Source organism: Aromatoleum petrolei (assembly GCF_017894385.1).
Taxonomy (GTDB): domain Bacteria; phylum Pseudomonadota; class Gammaproteobacteria; order Burkholderiales; family Rhodocyclaceae; genus Aromatoleum; species Aromatoleum petrolei.
Window position 1 is genome coordinate 3,320,806 of the sequence record NZ_CP059560.1, and the last position, 21,230, is coordinate 3,342,035.

The following is a 21,230-nucleotide window of genomic DNA, read 5'->3' on the forward strand; positions in this document are numbered from 1 at the left end:
ATTCTCCCCCCAGCATCACCGCGGGCGCCCGCCCGCCGGCCCGCCCCGCGCCCTTCCTGCCGATGTCCCGTAGCGAGATGAAGACGCTCGGCTGGGATGCGTGCGACGTGATCCTCGTGACCGGCGACGCCTACATCGACCACCCCAGCTTCGGCATGGCCCTGATAGGGCGGATGCTCGAGGCGCAGGGCTTTCGCGTCGGCATCATCAGCCAGCCCGACTGGAAGAGCGCCGAGCCTTTCCGCGCGCTCGGCCGCCCGCGCCTGTTCTTCGGCATCACCGCCGGCAACATGGACTCGATGGTCAACCGCTACACCTCCGACCGCAAGATCCGCTCCGACGATGCCTATACGCCCGGCGCCGAAGCCGGAAAGCGGCCCGATCGCGCGGTGACGGTCTACGCGCAGCGCGCGCGCGAGGCCTTCCCCGATGCGAACGTCGTGATCGGCAGCATCGAAGCCTCGCTGCGCCGCATCGCGCATTACGACTACTGGTCCGACAAGGTGCGCCGCTCGGTGCTGCCCGACTCCAAGGCGGACCTGCTGATCTTCGGCAACGCCGAGCGCGCGCTCGTGGCCCTGGCGCGGCGCCTCGACGCCGGCGAACCGATCGCAGCGATCCGCGACCTGCGCGGCACCGCCTTCATGGTGAAGCCGGGCTGGCTGCCGGGGGAGGATTGGAGCGAGATCGACTCGCTGAGCCTCGACCGTCCGGGGCGCATCGAGCCCCATGCCGACCCCTACGCGATGGAGGACGAGAAGCGCACCGCGCCGGCCCCGCAGCCCACGGGCGGCGGCGCACAGCCGGTGCAGATCGTCCCCGCCGCCGAGCGCATCGCCGCGCGCCGCGCCGCCCGCGGCAAGACCGCCGTCCGCCTGCCGTCCTATGAGACCGTGAGCGCCGATCCGGTGATGTACGCGCACGCCTCGCGCGTGTTCCACCTGGAGTCCAATCCGGGCAACGCGCGGGCGCTCGTGCAGGCGCACGGCGAAGGGCCGGGCCGGCGCGACGTGTGGCTCAACCCGCCGCCGATCCCGCTCACCACCCCCGAGATGGACTTCGTGTACGGCCTACCCTATGCGCGCCGGCCGCACCCCGCCTATGGCGACGCGCGCATCCCGGCGTGGGACATGATCAAGTTCTCGATCAACATCATGCGCGGCTGCTTCGGTGGCTGCACCTTCTGCTCGATCACCGAGCACGAGGGGCGCATCATCCAGAGCCGTTCAGAGGAATCGATCCTGCGCGAGATCGAGGAGATCCGCGACCGCACGCCCGACTTCAAGGGCCACATCACCGACCTCGGCGGCCCCACCGCGAATATGTACCGCCTCGCGTGCAAGGACAAGCGGATCGAGACCTCGTGCCGGCGCCTGTCCTGCGTGTACCCGGACATCTGCGAGAACCTCGGCACCGACCACGCGCCGCTCGTGTCGCTGTACCGCAAGGCGCGCGCGATTCCCGGCGTCAAGCGCGTGACCATCGGCTCGGGCCTGCGCTACGACCTTGCCGTGCGCTCGCCCGAGTACGTGAAGGAACTCGTCACCCACCACGTCAGCGGGCTGCTCAAGATCGCGCCCGAGCATACCGAGGAGGGGCCGCTGTCGAAGATGATGAAGCCCGGCATCGGCACCTACGAGAAGTTCGCCGCGATGTTCGAGAAGTACTCGAAGGAAGCGGGCAAGAAGCAGCACCTCGTGCCCTATTTCATCGCCGCCCACCCCGGTACGACCGACGAGGACATGGTGAACCTCGCGCTGTGGCTCAAGAAGCAGGGTTTCAAGCCCGACCAGGTGCAGACCTTCCTGCCCACGCCGATGGCGATGGCAACGACCATGTACCACAGCCGGCGCAACCCCTTGCGCAAGGTGTCGGCCGACTCCGAAATCGTCGAAACCGCGCGTGCGGGCAAGGTCCGCAAGCTGCACAAGGCGCTGCTGCGCTGGCACGACCCGGAGAACTGGCCGCTCATCCGCGAGGCGCTGCAGCAGATGGGGCGCGCCGACCTCATCGGCAACGGCCCGCACTGCCTCGTGCCGCGCCATCAACCGGGCGTGCCGCTGGGCGCGACCGAGCGCCCTGCAGCATCCGCGGGCCGCGGACCGGCCAAGGGCGCAGCAGGCACCCGCCAGCCAAGCGGCAGACCGGGGGCGGCAGCCAACCGCGGCGCGCAGGCGGGACGTGCGCCGGCACGCTCGGGCCCGGGCGCGAGCGGCAAGCCCGCCCGCAGCGGCAAGCGCCATGCGTAGGCCGACGGCGGAGCTTGCGCCCCGTGCGCAGGTCGATGATGACCTCGGCCCACTCGCGGCCGGCTGGCTGGAAGGGGCGCAGCACTGTCCGTCGCCGAACTTCGATGCGCGCCCCGCCGGCACCGAGGTGAAGCTGATCGTCGTGCATGCGATCAGCCTGCCGCCGGACGAGTTCGGCGGTCCGGGCGTCGAGCAGTTGTTCACCAACGCCCTCGATCCCGCGGAACACCCGTACTACGCCGCGATCAGCCATCTGCGCGTGTCGGCGCACTTCTTCATCCGCCGCGACGGCCGCCTGGTGCAGTTCGTGCCCACGGACGCGCGCGCATGGCACGCCGGCGTGTCGAGCTGGAACGGGTGCGAGCGCTGCAACGACTTCTCGATCGGTATCGAACTGGAGGGCTGCGACACCCGGCCCTTCGAGCCGGCGCAATACGCGCGTCTCGCCGCCTTGCTGCGCGTGCTCCGTGCGCATTACCCCGTCGAGGCGGTCACCGGCCACTCGGACATCGCTCCCGGGCGCAAAACGGACCCCGGTCCATGCTTCGATTGGACCCATCTGCGCCTGGCGCTGGGCTGTCCGGAACTGGCCTGCGGACCGTTGTCCGAACCAGTCTGAACGCTCCGAGTAAATGTTTTACATCTTTTGTGACAAATTTTTCGCACCGCGCGGGCGCGTGTCTGTGCAAAACTTCGCCTCCTGGAGGAGGGTGGAGGGACTTCGCAGGCGTCTGCCTGCTTGACCAAGCCCAATTAAATCAATATAGTAGGGACGTTGCTGCAGCGCAGCAACGGTTTTTTTCAATCGCAGTTCAATTGTTGGCAGCGGGGCGGCGCGTGAATCCGGCAGGATTCGGGTGCCCCGGGGCAGCGCCGCAGAGCGCATCCCGTCCCCGCCGGACGTGAGGTCTGGTTGCGACCGCGCGTTCGAACAACCACTGAAGACGTGATCTTCCGATCGACAGGTGAAGGCTGCCTGGGCGCGCTGTCGGCGCCGCGGTCGGGGGCATGGTCGCAGCAGGGAGGTACCGATGACTCACGCAACTCGTCCTGGCCGCAGGCTTCACGGCGCGGCCGCGTTCTTCGTGCATTTCGTCCACGGCAGTCTGATGCTCACCGCCTTCGCGCTCGTCGCGTTCGCCGGCGCAGGCTATCTGCTGAAGGATCCCGTCAGCTATGCCGACCTTGGTGTCGGCGCCCCGGAAACCGCAGCGGTCGGCGACGCCGCCCAGACTAATGCCCTGCAGGCGTCCGCCGAAATGCCGCGTCCGAAACCGATCGCATCTGCGGGCGGACTGTCAACGGAAATGCTGGGCGTACGTGACTTCGTCGCGCAGCGCTACAACATCTCCACGCGCAAGCTCGAACCACTGCTTGTCGCCGCGGAAGTCAGCGGCCGCAAGCTCGGCATCGATCCCTTGCTGATCGTCGCCGTGATGGCGATCGAGTCGAGCTTCAACCCCTTCGCCGAAAGCAACATGGGCGCGCAGGGTCTGATGCAGGTGATCCCCCGCTTCCATCTCGACAAGATCGGCCGCAACGCCGGCGAGGACGCCCTGTTCGATCCCACGCTCAACATCCGCGTCGGCACGATGGTGCTCGTCGAGGGCATGCAGCGCTTCGGCAGCCTGCAGGGTGCGCTGCAGTATTACGGCGGTGCGCTCAGGGATCCGAACGCGAGCTACGCGAACAAGGTGCTGGCGATGAAGAAGCGCCTTCTCACGGCCGCGAGCCGCGCCAAGATTCAAACCGGCGTCTGATCCGTGGCGGCCGGTGAGTGATCCCGCGCCGCATTTTCCCGTTTCTCAGGCGCGCATGCGCGCGATGCGTTCTGCCGCTTCCAGCAGGCGTTCTCGGCGGTTGGTGTAGGCGATGCGCAGATGGCGGCGCGGCTGGTTGTCGCCAAAATCCAGCCCGGGTGTCGCGGCGACCCCGGCTTCCTCGATCAGGCGCTGTGCGAGCGCCTCGCTGTCGTCCGCGAGGCGCGTGATGTCGGCGTAGATGTAGAAGGCGCCCTGCGGCTCCGCTGCCACCACGAAACCCAGCTCGCGCAGGGCCGGCAGCAGCGTGTCGCGGCGCTGCGCGAACTCGTGCCGGCGCGCCTCCAGGATCTCTATCGTCGGGGGCGCGAAGGCGGCTAGCGCGGCGTGCTGCGCCGGCGTCGAAGGCGAGATGAAGAAATGTTGCGCGAGCTTCTCGATTTCCCGTACATACGGCTGAGGCGCGACGAGCCAGCCGAGACGCCATCCGGTCATGCCGAAATACTTGGAGAAGCTGTTCACGACGAACACGTCGTTCATGCTCTTCAGGACCGTGCTCGCCTCGACGCCGTAGGTCAGGCCCTGGTAGATCTCGTCGACGATCAGCGTGCCGCCGCGCGCGAGCACTGCCGTCCTCAGTGCCGCCAGCTCGGTCTGGTCGAGCAGGGTGCCGGTGGGGTTGGACGGGCTGGCGACGATCAGCCCGCGCGTGCCCGTCGTCCACTCGCCCGTTACCTGTGCGGGCGTCGGCTGGTAGCGCGTCTCCGCTCCCACCGCCAGCGCGCGCGGCACGCCCTCGAAGCTGCGCACGAGGTGGCGATTGGACGGATAGCCCGGATCGGGCAGCAGCCATTCGTCGCCCGGGTCCGTCGTCGCGGCCAGCGCCAGCATCAATGCACCCGAGGCTCCCGGTGTCACGATGATGCGTTCAGGCGCGACGTCGGCGCCGAAACGCTCGTGGTAGAAGCGTGCGATCGCCTCGCGCAACTGCGGCAGGCCCAGGGCCGCCGTGTAATGCACGTCGCCGCCCGCGAGGAAGCGTGTCGCCGCATCGATCATCGGCTGCGGCGTCGCGAAGTCCGGCTCGCCGACTTCCATGTGGATGATGTCGCGCCCGTGCGCTTCGAGCTCGCGTGCGCGTCGCAGCAGCTCCATCACATGGAAGGGCTGGATGTCGGCGGTGCGGCGGGCGAGATGCGGGATCATGCGTGTTCCTTGGCGACGATCAAAGTGGAATTGTAGGAGACTGAAAAAGCAAAAGCGCCGACGCGCGGCGCTTTTGCAGGTTCTGCCGGCCCGGGCCGACAGCAAAACTCAGACCGACAGGGCCAGTTCGAACATCTCGCGCTTGAGCGTCAGCGCGCGCGGCAGGCGATCCTGCAACTTGTCGAACCATTCCTTGTGCAGCTCGAGCTCCTTCTTCCACGCGTCGGCGTCGACCTGGGTCAGGGCCTCGAACTCTTCCTTCGTCACGTTGGAGCCGGTCCAGTCAATGTCCTCGAACTTGGGCATCCAGCCGAGCGCCGTTTCCTTCGCGGCGACACGGCCCTTGACGCGGTCGACGATCCACTTCAGCACGCGCATGTTCTCGCCGAAGCCGGGCCACATGAACTCGCCCTTCTCGTTCATGCGGAACCAGTTCACGCAGAAGATCTGCGGCGCGTCCTCGACCACGTGGCCCATGCGGAGCCAGTGGTTGAAGTAGTCGCCCATGTGGTAGCCGCAGAAGGGCAGCATCGCGAACGGGTCGCGGCGCACCACGCCCTGTGCGCCGAAGGCGGCAGCGGTGGTTTCCGAACCCAGGGTGGCAGCCATGTACACACCGAAGTTCCAGTTGAACGCCTGGTAGGTCAGCGGGACGGTCGTCGCGCGACGGCCGCCGAAGATGAAGGCCGAGATCGGCACGCCGGCGGGATCTTCCCAGTTCGGGTCGATCGACGGGCACTGGCTGGCGGGCGCGGTGAAGCGCGAGTTCGGGTGCGCCGCCTTGCGGCCGGTTTCCTTGGCCAGTTCCGGCGTCCAGTCCTTGCCTTGCCAGTCGATGAGGTGGGCAGGAGCTTCCTTGCTCATGCCTTCCCACCACACGTCGCCATCGTCGGTCAGCGCGACGTTGGTGAAGATGATGTTTTCCTTCAGCGTCGCCATCGCGTTGTAGTTGGTCTTTTCCGACGTGCCCGGGGCCACGCCGAAGAAACCGGCTTCGGGGTTGATGGCGTAGAACTTGCCGTCCTTGCCCGGCTTGATCCACGCGATGTCGTCGCCGACGGTGTAGATCTTCCAGCCGTTGAAGGACGTCGGCGGAATCAGCATGGCGAAGTTGGTCTTGCCGCATGCCGACGGGAAGGCCGCCGCGACGTAGGTCTTCTCGCCTTCGGGCGACTCGACGCCGAGGATCAGCATGTGTTCGGCGAGCCAGCCCTCGTCGCGCGCCATCGTCGAGGCGATGCGCAGCGCGAAGCACTTCTTGCCCAGCAGTGCGTTGCCGCCGTAGCCCGAGCCGTAGGACCAGATCTCGCGCGTCTCGGGGTAATGGACGATGTACTTGGTGTCCGGGTTGCACGGCCAGCGCGAATCCTTCTCGCCCGGTCCGAGCGGGGCGCCGACGGAATGCACGCAGGGCACGAACTCGCCGTCGGTGCCGAGCACGTCATACACTGCCTTGCCCATGCGCGTCATCGTGCGCATGTTGGTGACGACGTAGGGGCTGTCCGAGATCTCGACGCCGACGTGGGCGATCGGCGAGCCGAGCGGACCCATCGAGAACGGCACGACGTACAGGGTGCGACCGCGCATGCAGCCCTTGTACAGGCCGTTCAGGGTTTCGCGCATCGTTGCCGGATCTTCCCAGTTGTTCGTCGGGCCGGCGTCGCTCTTGTTCTTCGAGCAGATGTAGGTGCGGTCCTCGACGCGGGCAACGTCCGAGGGGTCGGACCACGCGAGGTAGGAATTCTTGCGCTTTTCGGGATTGAGCTTGATCAACATGCCCGCCTCGACCATTTCGGCGCACAGGCGATCGTATTCCTCGACCGATCCGTCGCACCAATAGACCCGGTCGGGCTCGGTCAGTGCGGCGATTTCCGCGACCCACTTCTTCAGGCCGGCGTGGCGGATGTAAGCGGGCGCGCCGGCCAGGATGGCCTCGGCGGACAAGCGTTGAGTCATGGTGAAAAGCTCTCCAGATTGCAGAAGCAAAAGCGGTAACCCGCCTGGAGCTCGCAGCCACGCGTCCCGGCGGGATCTTGAACGGGCCTTAGGACCTTCTTGTTGAGCCGTCTTGCGGAAACTACTAGGGTAAACCGCAGTCGGCGAAAGCCTAATATTATGCCACGCCAGCGAGGCCGACGGAAAACAGCTTCATCGTTCCCTGGCGTGCGGTCGTTCCGCCGCATTCCGGCGGGACTGTCTCCCGGCTGCAATCCGCGGCATCATTGCAAGTTCGGGAGACGGTCGGCGACGACCGCGAGAGATTTACTACAACAACGACGGGACATCACATGGACGAACTGATCCGCGCTGCGGCGCTCGACTATCACCGCTATCCGCGGCCGGGCAAGATCTCGGTTACCCCCACGAAAGTGCTTTCCAACCAGCGCGACCTCTCGCTGGCCTATTCGCCCGGCGTTGCCGCGGCGTGCGACGCGATCGTCGAGGAACCGGCGGAGGCCGCGACGCTCACCGCGCGCAGCAACCTAATCGGCGTGGTCACCAATGGCACCGCCGTGCTCGGCCTCGGCAACATCGGCCCGCTTGCCGCCAAGCCGGTCATGGAAGGCAAGGGCGTGCTGTTCAAGAAGTTTGCCGGCATCGACGTGTTCGACCTCGAGATCGCCGAGAACGACCCCGACAAGCTGATCGACATGATCGCCGCGCTGGAGCCCACCTTCGGCGGCATCAACCTTGAGGACATCAAGGCCCCCGAGTGCTTCTACATCGAGTCTCGCCTGCGCGAGCGGATGAAGATCCCGGTCTTCCACGACGACCAGCACGGCACCGCGATCGTCGTCGGCGCAGCGATCCTCAACGGCCTGCACCTGCTCGGCAAGGATCTGAAGAAGGTCAAGCTCGTCACTTCCGGTGCGGGCGCTGCGGCACTCGCCTGCCTGGGCCTGCTCGAGAAGCTCGGCATCCCGGTCGAGAACATCTGGGTCACCGACCTCGAAGGCGTCGTGTATGAAGGCCGCACCGCGCTGATGGACCCGATCAAGGCGCGCTACGCGAAGAAGACCGAGGCGAGAAAGCTCGCCGAGGTGATCGAGGGCGCGGACGTGTTCCTGGGCCTGTCGGCCGGCGGCGTGCTCAAGCCCGAGATGGTCGCGAAGATGGCAGCGAAGCCGATGATCCTCGCCCTTGCGAACCCGACGCCGGAAATCCTGCCGGAGCTCGTCAAGGAAGTGCGCGACGACGCGATCATCGCGACGGGCCGTTCGGACTACCCGAACCAGGTCAACAACGTGCTGTGCTTCCCCTTCATATTCCGCGGTGCGCTCGACGTCGGCGCGACGACGATCACCGACGAGATGCAGCTTGCCGCGGTGAAGGCCATCGCCGAGCTCGCGCGTGCCGAGCAGAGCGACATCGTCGCCGCCGCCTACGGCGAGAAGGTGTCGGGCTTCGGCCCCGAGTACATCATCCCGCGCCCCTTCGATCCTCGCCTCATCGTCAAGATCGCCCCGGCGGTGGCCGAAGCGGGCATGACCTCGGGCGTCGCAACGCGCCCGATCGCCGACTGGGATGCCTATCGCTCGCAGCTCAACAACTTCGTGTGGCATTCGGGCCTGATCATGAAGCCCGTGTTCGCCGCGGCGCGCGGCCAGAACCAGCGCATCATCTTCGCCGAGGGCGAATCCGAGCGCGTGCTGCGCGCGGTGCAGACGGTGGCCGACGAAGGTCTCGCGCGTCCGATCCTGATCGGCCGCCCGGACGTCGTGAACGCCAACATCGAACGCTTCGGCCTGCGCATGCGTGCCGACCAGGATTTCGAACTGGTGAACCCCGATTCCGATCCCCGCTTCAAGGAACTGTGGACCTACTACCACGGCCTGATGGAGCGCCAGGGCGTATCGATCGAGTACGCGAAGAAGGAAGTCCGCCGCCGCACGACGCTGATCGGTGCGCTGCTGCTGAAGTTCGGCTACGGCGACGGCCTCATCTGCGGCACCTACGGCATGCACCGCCTGCACCTCGACTTCATCGAGAAGGTCATCGGCCGGCGTGAGGGCGTGAGGCACTGCTATGCGCTCAACGTCGTGAACCTGCCCGAGCGCACGCTCTTCCTCGCCGACACCTACATCAACTACGACCCGTCGCCGGAACAGATTGTCGAGATGACCTTGCTGGCGGCGGAGGAGATGTCGCGCTTTGGCATCACCCCCAAGGTCGCGCTGCTATCGCATTCGTCCTTCGGTAGCGCCGATTCGCCGACCGCCGAGAAAATGCGCACCGCGCTGCGGCTGTTGCACGAGCGTCATCCCGAGCTCGAGGTCGAGGGCGAGATGCACGGCGACGCGGCGCTCGACGCCGAGTTGCGCCTGCGCATCTTCCCCAATTCGCGCATGCGCGATGCCGCGAACCTGCTGATCTTCCCGACGCTGGATGCCGCCAACATTGCCTTCAACCTGCTCAAGACGGCGGCGGGTGAAGGCATGACCGTCGGCCCGATCCTGCTCGGTGCAGCGCGTCCGGTGCATATCCTCACGCCTTCGGCCACCGTGCGCCGCATCGTCAACATGACCGCACTGACAGCGGTCGAAGCAGCGCAGCGTCAAATCTGACTCACTGGGCCGTGAAAACGCGGGTGCGGGCCTTTCCCGGCCGGCACCCGCGTGGCAAGATTTTCCCGGTAGTGTCCGCAAGCGACCGGAGGCTCGATGGCTGAAGGCAAGGCTGCGCTGGTACTGACGGGAGGCGGCGCGCGCGCCGCCTACCAGGTCGGTGTGCTGTCGGCGATCCGCGAGATCCGCGGGCGCCAGGCGGGCAATCCGTTTCCCATCCTGTGTGGCACCTCCGCTGGCGGCATCAATGCCGTCGCACTGGCGGTTTTTTCCAGCGATTTCACGCGTGCCGTGCGCATGCTCGTCCGCATCTGGCGGCAATTCCATGTCGATCACGTGTACCGCTCCGACGCCGCGGCGCTGCTTGCGACCGGACTGCGCTGGGCTTCGGCGCTGACGCTGGGCTGGGCCGTGCGCCAGACGCCGCACTCGCTGCTCGACAATTCCCCGCTGCGCAGCCTGCTCGCCGAGGTGCTGGATTTTTCGGCCATCGGCCGCAGCATCGAACAGGGGCACCTGCATGCGGTGAGCGTGGCGGCATCGGGCTATTCGTCGGGCGAGAGCCTGACCTTCTTCGACGCTGCGCCCGAAGTCCAAGCCTGGCGGCGCATGCAGCGGTTGGGCGTGCGCACTTCGATCGGCGTCGACCATCTGCTGGCGACGAGCGCGATCCCCTTCGTGTTCCCGCCGGTGCGCATCAACCGCGAATGGTTCGGTGACGGCTCCATGCGCCAGCTTGCGCCGGTCAGCCCAGCGATCCATCTGGGTGCCGACCGCATCCTCGTGATCGGCTCCGGGCGGCTGGCCGAGGAGGGGCGCCAGCGCTCCGAAGGCTACCCTTCGCTCGCGCAGATTGCCGGCCACGCCTTGTCGAGCATCTTCCTCGACAGCCTGTCTGTGGACCTCGAGCGGCTCCAGCGCATCAACATCACGGCAGGCGCGATGAGTCCCGAACAGCGCGCCGCAGCCGGTATCAACCTGCGGCCGATCGAAACCCTGGTGATTTCACCGTCGCAGCGGCTCGATGCGATCGCCGGCCGCAACCGCGAGAGCCTGCCGCTTGCGCTGCGCACGGTGCTGCGCGGCATCGGTGCGATGCGCCGCGACGGTTCGACGCTGCTGTCCTACCTGCTATTCGAGCCGTCTTTCACGCAGGCGCTCATCGAACTCGGCTACAAGGACACGATGGACCGGCGCGGCGAAGTGGCTGCTTTCCTCCGTGTGTAACGTTCGCCATGTGCGGCGCAGGGTCATCTAAACTATTAGTTTGGACTGACGTGTGACGCGATGTAAGAAATTTTTCGCGGAATACTTCAAAAAGACTTGATATCTGCTTAATTTGCATAAGAATAGTAATGAGACGGATGTTGTTCCCTTCCGTGTTACTTTTGTTTCAGGCCACAACATGAAATTCCGTAATCTGGCGATCGCGATGGTCAGTCTCGCGATGGTGCAGGCGGGCTGGACTCTCCCCGCTTCCGCTGCCACGCGGGCGGACGGGTCCGGTTCGACCGGGACCGTGAGCAAGTCCGTCAAGAAGTCCGCGAAGCGCGCGGTCAGCGCGCCGGCGAAGAAGACGGTGAAGAAGCGCGTGAGCCGCAAGGCGGTCGCGCGCCAGGAAGCGCGCCGCGTCAAGGTGTCGCTGCGTCGTGATGCCGTGATCCCCGAGGCGGCGATCGACAGCGCGCCGCTGCAACTCGACGCCGCCGGCCTACCGCATCTGCGCTCCTCGGCCTTCCTCGTCATGAACCAGAACACCGGCCATGTGATTCTCGAGAGGAAGAGCGATTCCGTGCTGCCGATCGCGTCGATCACCAAGCTCATGACAGCGATGGTCGTGCTCGATGCCGGACAGAGTCTGTCCGAGGAGATCACGATTTCCGAAGGCGACATCGACACGCTCAAGGGCACGGGTTCGCGCCTGTCTTTGGGGACCCGTCTGACGCGGGAGGAGATGTTGCATCTCGCCCTGATGTCGTCGGAAAACCGTGCGGCCTCGGCGCTCGCGCGTCATTATCCGGGGGGCGAGGCGGCGTTCATCGCGGCGATGAACGTCAAGGCGCGCATGATCGGCCTTACCGAAACGCATTTCGCCGATCCGACGGGCCTCACGCCGGAAAACGTCTCTAGCCCGCACGATCTCGCGCGCATGGTTTCGGCGGCGTCGACCTACCCGCTGATCCGCGAATTCTCGACGACGTCCGAGCGTTATGTCCAGATCGGTTCGCGCACGCACCGCTTCGGCAACACCAATTCGCTGGTGCGTAACCCCGACTGGGAGATCGGCGTCCAGAAAACGGGTTATATCCGCGAGGCGGGGCGCTGTCTCGTGATGCAGGCTTGGCTGATGAAGCAGCCGGTGATCATCGTGTTGATGGATTCCGACGGTCGCTACTCGCGCACCGCTGACGCGGTGCGCATCAAGAAATGGCTCGAAGCCGCCGGTCCGCAACGCGTGGCGACGGCAGCGGGCAAGGAAAACATCTGAGTCTGTGCGAGCGCGTGTGCCTCGGCTGCGCTGGGGTGACGTTCAGCGCGCGCTGCGCCTAACGTAGCCCAGGGCGCGGGAAATCTCGTCCGCCGCCTCGCGCACGAGCGGGGCGCGGTCGGGGCTGAAACGTTCCGAGGGGGTGGATACCGACAGGCCGGCGATCAGCTCGCCACTGTCGTCGCGCACGCCGGCTGCGATGCAGCGCACCCCGATTTCCACTTCTTCCAGGTCGAAGGCCACGCCGTGGCGCCGGACCTTGTCGAGCTCCTTCTCGAGCATGCCGATCTCGGTGATCGAGGCCGGCGTGGAGCCGGGCAAGCCGGTGCGCCGTGCGTACTCGCGCACGCGCTCGGAACCGTCCTCGACGAGGAAGAGCTTGCCGGTGGCGGTGGTGTGCAGCGGGGCGCGCGCGCCGACGATGTGCACGACGCGCACGGCGGAGCGGCCGCTGGACGTCCGCTCGACATAGACGATGTCGTCGCCGGCGCGGATGCCGAGATTGACGCTCTCGCCCGTGGCGGCGTGCAGCTTGAGCATCGCCGGCATCGCGGTCTCGCGCAGGGAAATGCGCGACTTGACCAGGCTTCCGAGTTCGAGGAGACGGATGCCGAGGCGGTAGGTGCCCCCTTCTCCGCGCTCAACGAAGCCGCTTTGCGCCATCGCACTCAGGATGCGGTGCGCCGTCGACGGGTGCAGCCCGGTTTCCTGGGCGATCTGCTTGAGCGCGGCCGGGTCCGGGTGATGCGCCAGCACGTCGAGCAGCTTCATCATGCGCTCGACGACCTGGATCGGGTTCTTGGTTTCGGTGGGGGTGTTGGTGCTCACGCGTTCGGGAGGGATTTGCAGTTGCGCGCATTCTAGCCGGCTCGTGGTGATTTCGCCTAGTGAAATGGCGCGGCGCGTGCCGGAATCCCCGCCGTCGCGTCGCTGGAAGCTGCCGCGGGCAGCCGATATACTGAAAAGCGTTGCGCCCGGCGATGCCGGGCATTGTTTTTTTGACGGGTTCGTCTGCGCTGCGCGCGGGCGCGCCTGCGAACCGGATGGCCACCATGAAGCGCTCGAAGGAAGCCGGCACGCCCGGCGATGTCCCCGCACAGGAAGATGCAGCCGACGCGCCGCGCCGCACACTGGGCGTGAAACGGCAGGGCGACGCTCCCGCCGTCGAGGGGCCTCGTCGGGCCGGCGTGCGTGCGCGCTTCCAGCCCGGTTATGCGAAGACCGTCGCCGCGACGCGGGCGCCTGCGGGCGAGGGGCAGGGAAAGGCACGTGGAGGCAAGGCGGGGCGGCCGCCGGAAGCGGAGCGCGCGGAAGGGGCCGGTCGCGGCCGCAAGCCGGAGCGTCCGAAGGCGGCCGGTGTGACGGACATCGAGCGGCGTCCGCGCAGGGATGGCGATCAGCCGCGCACGCCGGCGGCGGACGAGCGCAAAACGCGCAAGCCGGTTGCGCCGACCGACCGTGCGCCTGTCGGCCGTCGCGAGGAGCGCCCCGCGGCCGCACGACCCGCTGTCCGCGCGGAGGCGCCAGCGACGGCCGCTGCGGAAGGGGTGCGCTTATCGAAGGTGATGGCCGAACGCGGTCTGTGCTCGCGCCGCGAGGCCGATGAGTTCATCGAACGTGGCTGGGTGCTCGTCGATGGCCTGTGCGTGTCCGAACTCGGCACCCGCATCGACCCGAACGCGGAGATCACGCTCGCATCGCAGGCGAGCCGACGCCAGTCCCAACGGGTCACGATCCTGCTGCACAAGCCGGTCGGCTACGTGTCGGGCCAGCCCGAACCCGGCTACGAGCCGGCCGTTTCGCTGATCGGTGCGGCCAACCAGTTCGACCGCGACACCGCGCAGCCCTTCGATTTTGCGCATCTCAAGGGCCTGGCGCCGGCCGGCCGCCTCGACATCGACTCGACCGGCCTGCTCGTGCTGACGCAGGACGGCCGCATCGCGCGCCAGCTGATCGGCGACGATTCCGAGGTGGACAAGGAATATCTCGTCCGCGTCGAGGGGGAACTCGACGACCGCGGGCTTGCGCTGTTGAACCACGGCCTCGAGCTCGACGGCCGCAAGCTGCGGCGCGCCAAGGTCGAGTGGATCAACGAGGATCAGTTGCGCTTCGTGCTGCGCGAAGGCCGCAAGCGTCAGATCCGGCGCATGTGCGAACTGGTCGGCCTGAAGGTGGTCGGCCTCAAGCGCATACGGATCGGGCGGGTCCGGCTAGGCGACCTTCCGCTCGGGCAATGGCGCTTTCTCCACGAAGACGAGCGGTTTTGACATCGTCGCCCGCGCCTTCAAGGGCGTGGGCTTGGTCGCCGCGGTGCCGCGACGGCGCCGCGTTGCGCGCTTGAGCGGCAGGCTGGCCGGATCGCTGACCCCGGATTGTTCCGTGAACCAGCCTTTCAGCGGGCAATCGAACCCGTCCGGACAGCCATGCTCGTGGGCGCACTCCTTCTGTGTTTCATCCAGCAGCACCATTTCCCGGACTGCTTCGCAGCGGCCAATGGGAGAGTCGAGGAATGTCATGACGAACTCCTTGAAGCGGTTATGCGGAAAAAGGGAATTCTTGTACTTTTAATCTAGTCAGCATCCGCTCGGCGTGCCTGCTCGAATCGCGCTGAATTGATCTGGCTCAAAAAACCGTGATGAAGAAGTGGTTATTCAGAGCGCAGCGCTTCGACCGCATCGAGGCGTGCCGCACGGATTGCGGGAAGCACGCCGGCGACGAGCCCGATCGCCACCGCGAGAACCTCCGCGATGAGCACGAAATGCCACGGCGTATGGACCGGCAGGGCGGGAACGAGCAAGCCGACGAGCTGGGCGGCACCCGCACCTGCGATCAGTCCGAGCACGCCGCCGATGGCCGCGAGGGCGATGGCCTCGGCGAGGAAGAGGCGCAGGATCGTGGTGCGCCGCGCACCGATCGCGACCAGCAGCCCGATCTCGTTGGTACGTTCGGAGACCGCGATCGTCATGATCGTGACGATGCCGACGGCGCCCACCAGCAGCGAGATGCCGCCGAGTGCGCCGACTGCGGCGGTGAGGATGTCGAGGATATTCGACAGGCGCGCGAGCATGTCTTCCTGCGTCGTGAGCGTGACGTCGTCCTGACCGTGGCGGGCGACGAGCACCTTGCGGATGCCGGCGGCGACCCGCGGGGCCGGTACGGCCTCCTCGTAGGTGACGTTGATCTCCATCAGGCCTTCGCGGTTGTAGAGCGACAGCGCGCGCGAAGTCGGGATGTAGGCGGTGTCGTCGAGGTCGACGCCGAGGAACTGGCCCTTTTCCTCCATCACGCCGATCACGCGGTAGCGTTCGCCGCCAATGCGCAGTCGCTCGCCTAGGGCGTTGGCGCCGCCGAAGAGTTCGTGCTTGAGCTTGGCGCCGAGCACGACGAAGGCGCGCGCGCCGTTGGGGTCGTCGGGCGGGAGGAAACGCCCGACGCGCACGTGCATCGCGAAGATGCGATGCATCTCGGGACCGACGCCGTAAACGCTCGTGCGACGCACGCGGCCCGCGCCCTCGACGTCGGAATTGCCCCACACGATAGGTGTCACGCCGGTGACGTGCGGCACGCGTTCGAGCGCCAGGGCGTCGTCCAGGGTGAGCTGGCGCGCGGTGCTCGGCAGGCCGGGCGGCCCGCCGCGCGTGCCCTGGCGGCCCGGCGTGACCTCGATGATGTTGGTGCCGAACTGCGTGAATTCGTTGAGCACGAAACGGTGCAGGCCCTCGCCGATGGAGGTCAGCAGGATCACCGCGGCAATGCCGACGCCGATGCCCAGCAGCGTGAGGAAGCTGCGCAGGCGGTGGGCGAGCAGCGAGCGCAGCGCGAGCTGGATGAAGTCGCGCAGGCTCATCGGCGGGACAGGGCCTGCACGGGGTCGAGGCGGGCGGCGCGTCGGGCGGGCATCACGCCGAACAGGATGCCGGTCGCGAGGGCCGTGCCGATGCCGGCGAACACGGCCCAGTCCGGTGGCCATGCGGGCAGTACCGGAAAAGCGAGGCGCAGGCCCCACGCGCCGAGGTGGCCCAGCGCGAAGCCGGCGAGTGCGCCCGCGAGCGACAGCAGCGCCGCCTCGGTGAGGAAGGCGAAGCGGATGTTGCGGCCGGTGGCGCCGAGCGCCTTGAGCAGGCCGATCTCGGCGGTGCGCTGCGTGACGGCGACCAGCATCACGTTCATGACGAGGATGCCGGCGACGGCGAGGCTGATCGCAGCGATGCCGGCGACCGCCATCGTCAGCGCGCCGAGGATGCGGTCGAAGGTGCCGAGCACGGCGTCCTGCGTGATTAGCGTGACGTCGAGTTCGCCCTCGCGGCGCAGGCGCATGATGTCCTCGAGCTGCTGCTTCGCCGGCGCGATCGCGTCGCGGCTGCGCGCCTCGACGATGATGCGGAAGAGATTGTTGGTGTTGAACATCGCCTGCGCGGTGGCGACCGGCACGAACACCAGTTCGTCGGTGTTCATGCCCAGGCCCTGGCCAGTCTTGTCGAGCACGCCGATCACGCGCAGGCGCCGATCGCCGACGCGCACGATGCGGCCGATCGCCGGCTCGCTGCCGAAGATCTCGGCGCGCAGCTTGGTGCCGAGGACGGCGACCGCCGAGGCGCGGCCGAGGTCCTCGCGCGGCAGAAAGCTGCCTTCGGCCATGCGGAAGGCACGGATGTCGACGTAGTCGCCGCTGGTGCCCACGACCATGGCCTCGCGCAGGCGTCCGCCGTACGCGATCTCGGAACTGCCGACCGCCAGCGGCGCCATGCGGGTGACCAGCGGGGCGCGCAGCAGTGCCTCCGCGTCGCGTACCGTCAGGTCGCGCGGCGTGCTCGTGATCAGGTTGCCAAGCCCCAGGCCGCCCGTGGCCGTGCGGCCGGGGAGCACGATCACGAGATTGCTGCCGAGGGCGGAGAATTCATTCACGACGTAACGCCGCGCGCCGTCTCCCAGTGCGGTGAGCACGACGACCGCCGCCACGCCGATCGACATTGCCAGCACCATCAACGCGGTGCGCAGCGGATAGCCGGTGGCGGCGCGCGTCGCGAAGCGCAGCGTGTCGGCGGGTGTCATCAGGCCTCCCGCCGGGCCGCCCCAAGGGAGGCCTGCGCCCCCTTGGGGGGCAGCGAGTAATGCGAGCATGGAAGTCGTTTCATCTCACGCGGGCGCGGGCTCGCGCACGTCCTGCAGCAGGCGCCCGTCCTCCATCAGCAGGCGCCGGCGGGCGCGTCCGCCCATGACGGGGTCGTGGGTGACGACGATCAGCGTCACGCCCGAAGCGTTCAGCTCTTCCAGCAGGTGCGTGACGTCCTGGCCAGTCGCGCGGTCGAGGTTGCCGGTCGGCTCGTCGGCGAGGATCACGGTGGGGCGCATGATCGTCGCGCGCGCGATCGCAACGCGCTGGCGCTGGCCGCCCGACAGTTCGTCCGGGCGATGGCCCGCGCGCGGTTCCAGGCCGAAGTCCTTCAGCGCCTGCGTCACGCGCGCATGGCGCTCGGTGGGCGGGATGCCGGCGAGCATCAGGGGCAGGGCGATGTTCTCGGCGGCGGTGAGGCGCGGCACGAGGTGGAAGCTCTGGAACACGAAGCCGATGCGCGTGCGGCGCACTTCGGCCTGTTCATCGGGCGAGAGCGTGGTGACGTCGCGCCCTTCGAGGCGGTAGGTGCCGGTGTTCGGGCGATCGAGCAGGCCCAGCAGGTTCAGCAGCGTCGACTTGCCCGAGCCAGAGGGGCCCATCACGGCGACGTATTCCCCGCGCTCGATCGACACGCTCAACTCGTGCAGCGCATGGACCTCGCTGTCGCCGAGCTTGAAGATGCGCTCGATGCCGGAGAGTTCGATCTGCGCCATCGCCGCCCTCAGCGCGAGGCCCCGGCCCCGTCTTCCGGCCGCACGCGCGCGCCGGCCTTCACCCCTTCGCGTTCCAGCGAGGCGACGATGCGCTCGCCCTCGGCGAGGCCTTCTAGCACCTCGGTGAACTCCCAGTTCGCGACGCCGGCCTTGATCAGGCGCTCCTCGAGCAGACCGTCGTCGGCACGGTAGAGCAGCACGCGATTGCCTTCGCGCAGCGTCGAGGTCGGCACGCGCAGCGTGTTCTCGCGCACGGCCAGCACGATCTCGGCGTCTGCGCTGTAGCCGACGAGCAGCCCCCTGGCGTCCTCGGGGTTCGCGAAGTCGATGTCGACCTCCACGGTGCGCGCCTGCTTCTCGACTGCCGTGATGTAGGGAGCGATGCGTTTCACGCGCGCCTCGAAGACCTTGCCCGGCAAGGCGTCGAGCGTCACGCGAGTCGGCTGGCCGGGGTGGATCTTGGGGGCATCGATCTCGTCCATCGGCGCCTTCACGTACAGGCAACTGTCGTCGATGAGGTCGATCGCGGGCGGCGTCGGGACGCCCGGGGGGGACGGCGTCGAGTATTCGCCCAGTTCCCCGGTGATCTTCGCGACGGTACCCGAGAAGGGCGCGATCAGTACCGTGCGCTGGCGGTCGGTCGAAGTCGCATTGATCTGGGCTTCGGCCGTGCGCGTGTCGGCTCGCGCGGTCTCACAGGCGGCGCGGCGCGCGCGCGCCTCGGTACGCGCCTGTTCGACGCGCGAGGCGGAGACGAACTTGCGCTCGAAGAGTCCTTCCTGGCGCGCGGCCTCGCGCTCGGCGTTGTCCGCCTGCGCACAGGCTTCCTGCACGCGTTTGCGTGCCGTCTCCAGTTGCGCGCGATTGACCGCGAGCCGCGCCTCCTGGTCTTCGTTCCACAGCCGCAGCAGCACCTGGCCCGCCTGCACGCGGTCGCCTTCCTTCACGCCGAGATAATCGATGCGTCCGCCGATGATGGTCGACAGCTTGGTGCGCTGGCAGGCCTCGATCTCGCCCGCGCGCGTGTTCGACAGGGTCGCCTCGACGGTGCCGCGCGCGACCTCGACGAGGCGTACGGGAATGGGCTTGGGGCGGGAGAGCCACCAGATGGCCCCGGCGGCGAGGGCGAGGACGACGAAGACGATCAGGCTGCGTCGGACGAGGGGCTTCATGAGGTTCCTGCGCGGTTTCCAAACGGCATGTCAGGGGCCGATGATCCGCCCTTCGCCGGATGTGCGCAACCGCGCAGGGAGAGCCGTCTCGTCAGCCCTTGGCCTTGGCCCACGAATCCTTCAGCGTCACGGTGCGGTTGAACACCGGCGCCTGGGGCCGCGAGTCGACACGGTCGGCGACGAAGTAGCCGTGGCGTTCGAACTGGAAGCGGTCCTCGGCTGCAGCCTCGCGCAGGGCAGGTTCGAGCCAAGCGGTGATGGTGCGCTTGGAGTCGTAGTTGAGGTCGTCGAGGAAGCTGCGCTCGAAGCCCTCGGGGTCGCCTTCTCGGCGGTTGCCGGGGTAGGGATGGGCGAACAGGCGGTCGTAGAGGCGGACCTCCGCTTCATACCCGTGGGCGACGGAGACCCAGTGCAGATTGCCCTTCACCTTGACACTATCGGCGCCCGGCGTGCCCGACTTGGTGTCCGGCAGGAATTCGCACAGCACGGCCGTCACCTTGCCATCCGCGTCCTTCTCGCAGCCGGTGCACTTCACGACGTAGCCGTAGCGCAGGCGCGCCATATTGCCCGGGTAGAGGCGATGGAAGCCCTTGGCCGGCGTCTCCATGAAGTCCTCGCGCTCGATCCACAGCTCGCGAGAGAAGGGCATCGTGCGCTTGCCCAGTTCGGGTTTGAGCGGGTGGTTCGGCGCCTCGCACAGTTCGCTCTGACCTTCGGGGTAGTTCGTGATCACGAGCTTCAGTGGGTCGAGGACGGCGACGCGGCGCTCGGCCGCCTCGTTGAGGTCCTCGCGCATGCATTCCTCGAGCACGCTGAAGTCGATCCAGGTATCGGATTTGGTGACGCCGATGCGTTCGGCGAAGAGGCGGAAGCCCTCGGCAGTGAAGCCGCGGCGGCGCGCGCCGACCAGTGTCGGCAGGCGGGGATCGTCCCAGCCCGACACGTAGTCTTCCTCGACGAGCTGGATCAGCTTGCGCTTCGAGAGCACGACGTAGGTCAGGTTGAGGCGGGCGAATTCGATCTGCTGCGGTAGCGGGCGGGGGAAGAAGCCGCCCTCGGCGAGCGCATCGAGCAGCCAGTCATAGAACGGACGCTGGTCCTCGAACTCCAGCGTGCAGATCGAGTGCGTGATGCCCTCGATCGCGTCCTCGATCGGATGGGCGAAGGTGTACATCGGGTAGATGCACCAGGTGTCGCCGGCGCGGTGATGGTGCGCCTTGCGGATGCGGTAGATCGCCGGATCGCGCAGGTTGATGTTGGGCGAGGCCATGTCGATCTTCGCCCGCAGAACATGCTCGCCGTCGGCGAACTCGCCCGCGCGCATGCGGCGGAAGAGGTCGAGGTTTTCCTCGACGCTGCGGCTGCGGTAGGGGCTCTCGCGTCCCGCCTCGGTCAGGGTGCCGCGGTAGGCGCGCATCTCCTCGGCAGAGAGCGATTCGACGTAGGCCTTGCCCGCCGAGATCAGGTACTCGGCGCACGCGTACATCCTGTCGAAATAGTCGGACGCGAAGTACAGGTGCTTGCCCCAGTCGAAGCCCAGCCAGCTCACCGCCTCGACGATGGAGTCGACGTACTCCTGCTCCTCCTTCTCCGGGTTCGTGTCGTCGAAGCGCAGGTGGCACACGCCGGCGTAGCTTTGCGCGAGACCGAAGTTCAGGCAGATCGACTTCGCATGACCGTAGTGCAGGTAGCCGTTGGGCTCGGGCGGGAAGCGGGTCTCGACCCGTCCGCCCCATTTGCCGCTCCGGATGTCCTCGTCGATGATGTTGCGGATGAAATTGCTCGCCGGTGCGGCAGCGGCGGCACCGGATTTCGGAGTGTCGGACACGGGGAGAAGCCTCGATTCTAAGGGCGAAAATTTCAGGAATCCGCGATTTTAGCGCGTCGGCGCCCGGAATGAGCCCCCGGCACCGGTTGGGGCATCGGCGGCGGGCCTTGCTGGGCTAGAATTCCATCCGATT

The 21,230-nt window shown here is 67.2% G+C and carries 16 protein-coding genes; 7 read left to right on the forward strand and 9 right to left on the reverse strand.

The features are described from left to right. Positions 1–62: 62 nt before the first annotated feature. From ToN1_RS15160 to ToN1_RS15170, 3 genes are all read left to right on the forward strand, one after another. On the forward strand, positions 63–2,249 hold the full coding sequence (locus tag ToN1_RS15160; RefSeq protein WP_211162092.1) for a YgiQ family radical SAM protein: 2,187 nt from the start codon (positions 63–65) through the stop codon (positions 2,247–2,249). Further along, complete coding sequence (ampD, locus tag ToN1_RS15165) at positions 2,242–2,868, forward strand: 1,6-anhydro-N-acetylmuramyl-L-alanine amidase AmpD (protein WP_169205829.1); 627 nt, start codon at positions 2,242–2,244, stop codon at positions 2,866–2,868. The genes ToN1_RS15160 and ampD overlap by 8 nt, the downstream gene beginning before the upstream one ends. A 412-nt stretch (positions 2,869–3,280) precedes the next feature. Next, positions 3,281–4,009 carry a transglycosylase SLT domain-containing protein gene (locus ToN1_RS15170; RefSeq protein WP_244860795.1) on the forward strand — a complete coding sequence of 243 codons (729 nt, stop codon included), beginning with the start codon at positions 3,281–3,283 and terminating at the stop codon, positions 4,007–4,009. A 45-nt stretch (positions 4,010–4,054) separates the two neighbouring features. On the opposite strand, the gene ToN1_RS15175 is transcribed toward ToN1_RS15170, so the two are convergent. Continuing rightward, positions 4,055–5,215 (reverse strand): pyridoxal phosphate-dependent aminotransferase, encoded by a 1,161-nt coding sequence (locus tag ToN1_RS15175; RefSeq protein WP_169205830.1) that lies wholly within the window; start codon positions 5,213–5,215, stop codon positions 4,055–4,057. A 108-nt stretch (positions 5,216–5,323) separates the two neighbouring features. After that, entirely contained in the window at positions 5,324–7,171 is a 1,848-nt protein-coding gene (locus ToN1_RS15180; protein ID WP_169205831.1) for a phosphoenolpyruvate carboxykinase (GTP), read from the reverse strand. 332 nt (positions 7,172–7,503) lie between these two features. Between ToN1_RS15180 and ToN1_RS15185 the strand changes: the two genes are divergently transcribed. The 3 genes from ToN1_RS15185 to pbpG all read left to right on the forward strand — a co-directional run bounded on the left by ToN1_RS15185 (position 7,504) and on the right by pbpG (position 12,268). Next, entirely contained in the window at positions 7,504–9,780 is a 2,277-nt protein-coding gene (locus ToN1_RS15185; protein WP_169205832.1) for an NADP-dependent malic enzyme, read from the forward strand. Positions 9,781–9,876: 96 nt separating this feature from the next. Beyond that, the gene (locus tag ToN1_RS15190; protein ID WP_169205833.1) at positions 9,877–11,007 is read left to right on the forward strand and encodes a patatin-like phospholipase family protein; all 1,131 of its coding nucleotides are present in this window, start codon (positions 9,877–9,879) and stop codon (positions 11,005–11,007) included. Between the two features lie 178 nt (positions 11,008–11,185). Continuing rightward, entirely contained in the window at positions 11,186–12,268 is a 1,083-nt protein-coding gene (pbpG, locus tag ToN1_RS15195; RefSeq protein WP_169205834.1) for a D-alanyl-D-alanine endopeptidase, read from the forward strand. A gap of 42 nt (positions 12,269–12,310) precedes the next feature. Here the strand turns inward: pbpG and ToN1_RS15200 are convergent, their stop codons facing one another. Beyond that, the gene (locus tag ToN1_RS15200; protein WP_244861066.1) at positions 12,311–13,042 is read right to left on the reverse strand and encodes an IclR family transcriptional regulator; all 732 of its coding nucleotides are present in this window, start codon (positions 13,040–13,042) and stop codon (positions 12,311–12,313) included. A gap of 278 nt (positions 13,043–13,320) precedes the next feature. Between ToN1_RS15200 and ToN1_RS15205 the strand changes: the two genes are divergently transcribed. Beyond that, positions 13,321–14,535, forward strand: coding sequence for a pseudouridine synthase (locus tag ToN1_RS15205; protein ID WP_244860796.1), 1,215 nt, complete (start codon positions 13,321–13,323; stop codon positions 14,533–14,535). Here the strand turns inward: ToN1_RS15205 and ToN1_RS15210 are convergent. From ToN1_RS15210 to ToN1_RS15235, 6 genes are all read right to left on the reverse strand, one after another. Next, positions 14,479–14,784, reverse strand: a complete 306-nt coding sequence (locus ToN1_RS15210; RefSeq protein WP_169205837.1) for a hypothetical protein — start codon at positions 14,782–14,784, stop codon at positions 14,479–14,481. The genes ToN1_RS15205 and ToN1_RS15210 overlap by 57 nt on opposite strands. A gap of 131 nt (positions 14,785–14,915) precedes the next feature. After that, positions 14,916–16,115: an ABC transporter permease gene (locus ToN1_RS15215; protein ID WP_169205838.1), complete on the reverse strand. Its 1,200-nt coding sequence runs from the start codon at positions 16,113–16,115 to the stop codon at positions 14,916–14,918. Then, positions 16,112–17,320, reverse strand: coding sequence for an ABC transporter permease (locus ToN1_RS15220; protein WP_169205839.1), 1,209 nt, complete (start codon positions 17,318–17,320; stop codon positions 16,112–16,114). The genes ToN1_RS15215 and ToN1_RS15220 overlap by 4 nt, the downstream gene beginning before the upstream one ends. Before the next feature lie 84 nt (positions 17,321–17,404). After that, positions 17,405–18,097, reverse strand: a complete 693-nt coding sequence (locus ToN1_RS15225; protein ID WP_169205840.1) for an ABC transporter ATP-binding protein — start codon at positions 18,095–18,097, stop codon at positions 17,405–17,407. A gap of 8 nt (positions 18,098–18,105) precedes the next feature. Continuing rightward, positions 18,106–19,269, reverse strand: coding sequence for an efflux RND transporter periplasmic adaptor subunit (locus tag ToN1_RS15230; RefSeq protein WP_169205841.1), 1,164 nt, complete (start codon positions 19,267–19,269; stop codon positions 18,106–18,108). 91 nt (positions 19,270–19,360) lie between these two features. After that, positions 19,361–21,097: a glutamine--tRNA ligase/YqeY domain fusion protein gene (locus ToN1_RS15235; protein WP_169205842.1), complete on the reverse strand. Its 1,737-nt coding sequence runs from the start codon at positions 21,095–21,097 to the stop codon at positions 19,361–19,363. Positions 21,098–21,230 lie beyond the last annotated feature (133 nt).